Source organism: Bradyrhizobium sp. UFLA05-125, from assembly GCF_059803515.1.
In genome coordinates, this window is record NZ_JBANBJ010000163.1 from 1 (window position 1) to 2012 (window position 2012).

Annotated in this window: 2 protein-coding genes and 1 pseudogene; 1 reads left to right on the forward strand and 2 read right to left on the reverse strand. The window is 56.8% G+C overall.

Going from position 1 to position 2012, the window contains the following annotated elements:
* Nucleotides 1-182: 182 nt before the first annotated feature.
* Nucleotides 183-374: pseudogene (locus tag SO156_RS45685) on the reverse strand (transposase); the annotation flags it as partial.
* 271 nt (nt 375-645) lie between these two features.
* On the opposite strand from SO156_RS45685, the gene SO156_RS45690 reads away from it, so the two are divergent.
* Complete coding sequence (locus SO156_RS45690) at nt 646-1638, forward strand: ABC transporter substrate-binding protein (RefSeq protein WP_498539444.1); 993 nt, start codon at nt 646-648, stop codon at nt 1636-1638.
* A gap of 327 nt (nt 1639-1965) precedes the next feature.
* Here the strand turns inward: SO156_RS45690 and SO156_RS45695 are convergent.
* Nucleotides 1966-2012 (reverse strand): SEC-C metal-binding domain-containing protein (locus SO156_RS45695; RefSeq protein WP_498539180.1); only part of this gene is annotated, 47 nt, incomplete at its 5' end.

The following is a 2012-nucleotide window of genomic DNA, read 5'->3' on the forward strand; positions in this document are numbered from 1 at the left end:
TGACCGTCCATGCCCGGCATGTTGATGTACGCTAACACGGCGCGCGCCTGTTAGCACAGCGGCACGATCTTTCAACTAACAAATCGGCGAGGCCCAATGCCCTGTATACCGTCACGATCGATGCGACCAAACTTGAGAAGGGGGCGCAAGAACTGTCTACGCGCGGAATTCGCAACGCCGTTAACGAAGCGGTTGTAGCAAGTGGTATATGGGCCAAACGCCTTCGGCAGATCACGCCAGGGTGCTCCTGATCGTAGGACCGAGAAGATGCCATTCAGGACCCATCTGTCGTTCACCCGAGGAACGCCACGCGGCTTGTCCGGCAGCATCGGCTTGATGGCGGTCCATTCATGGTCAGCGAGTTCGTAGCGCATGATTCGAGCCCCCAGTTCGGGAGTTTGAATCACGGCAGTCCGGCCAAACGCAACGCTACTGGCCCGCTCTTGGTACGGCGCTTACGGACAGGAGCGGACATCAACCAGTCCTCAATCTCTGACAAATGCGTCGAAAATGACCCGGAGGCGACTTAGGCCTTAGCGAAATCCCGCAGCGAGCAGCCTCCTGTGTTATCGTTAAGACCGGCCATTCGGGCGTTCGGCTGCGGAGCTTGTTTTTGGTGACGCTTGCCCATCGGGAGGCAGCTTTATGCTCAACAAAAAGCGGCGGGAGTTCATCACGCTCTTCGGCGGCGTAGCGGCTACATGGCCGCTCGCGGCGCGCGCGCAGCAGCCGGTGAAGAAGATCGGCTTTCTGAGTGTATCTTCGCCGGGCACGCATACTCCCTTTGTGGCCGCGTTCAACGAGGGACTTAAAGAAACCGGTTTCATCGAAGGCCAAAATCTGGCAATTGAATACTCTTGGGCGGAAGGCAACTTTGATCGACTTTTTGCATTGGCAGCAAATCTTACCCGCGACAAGGTCGATGTCATCGCTGCGATGAGCGGTGATCTTTCGATCCGAGCGGCGATCAACGCAAGCTCCACGATCCCAATCGTTTTTATTACCGGTAGCGATCCGGTCCAGACCGGTCTGGTCGCCAGCCTTGGCCGACCGGGGGGCAATGCGACGGGCTTCAGCATGATCGCGAATGAATTGATGGCAAAGCGCTTCGAACTGCTCTCCGAACTAGTTCCCAAAATCAGGACCATCGCTCTACTTATAAATCCGAAATACCATAGCGCTACCGAGGGCACGATCCCGCTCGTGCAACAAGCGGCACGTGTGAAAGGAGTACGGCTCGATATCTTGAGGGCTGCTAATGAGGACGAATTTGAACCCGCCTTCGCCTCTCTCGCGCGCCTCAAGGCCGACGCGCTAATTGTTGGGACGGACCCGTTCTTCACGAGCCGTCGCGAGCGGATCGTGGCCTTAGCATCGCGTTACTTCGTTCCGGCAATCTATGAGTGGCAAGAATTTGTCACCGCAGGCGGTCTTATCAGCTATGGGACGAGCCTCACTTCCCTATATCGTGAGGCTGGAGTCTACGTCGGGAAGATTCTCAAAGGAGCAAAGCCAGCCGATCTGCCGATCCAGCAGCCGACTAAGTTCGAGCTTGTCGTTAATGTCACGGCTGCTAAGGCGCTTGGGCTCACGGTGCCACCAACCTTGCTAACAGCTGCGGACAAGGTGATCGAATAGGCGCAATTGCTGCGATGCATGAGTCCGGAATTGGCCCACACTGTCGAAATCCAGAGTTCGCCAAAACGTCGGCTGCCAGGGGATGACCGGAAGCGTCGCTTGTCCGCCCAAATCGACACTCATGCCCTTAGCGGAGCTCGCAGCTGACTTCGTCCAAGAGAACGCTGTAAAAAAGTCGGGCAGAACGTTGTGCCGCCCGCTGCATCGCCCCGCTCCAGCAGCTGAGTCACCTTGCGATATTCCTTGGCCATTTCATGCAGGGTCCTGCGCGTTACGTGATTACTCCTAGCTACTACCGTAACCCTCCGGTGAGCACCGCGGCTGCGGCTAATTGAGTCCGCAGCATTTCTTGTATTTCTTGCCTGATCCGCATG

What these genes read in the sequence shown, in the direction of transcription:
- SO156_RS45690 (WP_498539444.1), top strand. Translation starts at nt 646, where the DNA reads ATGCTCAACAAAAAGCGGCGGGAGTTCATCACGCTCTTCGGCGGCGTA.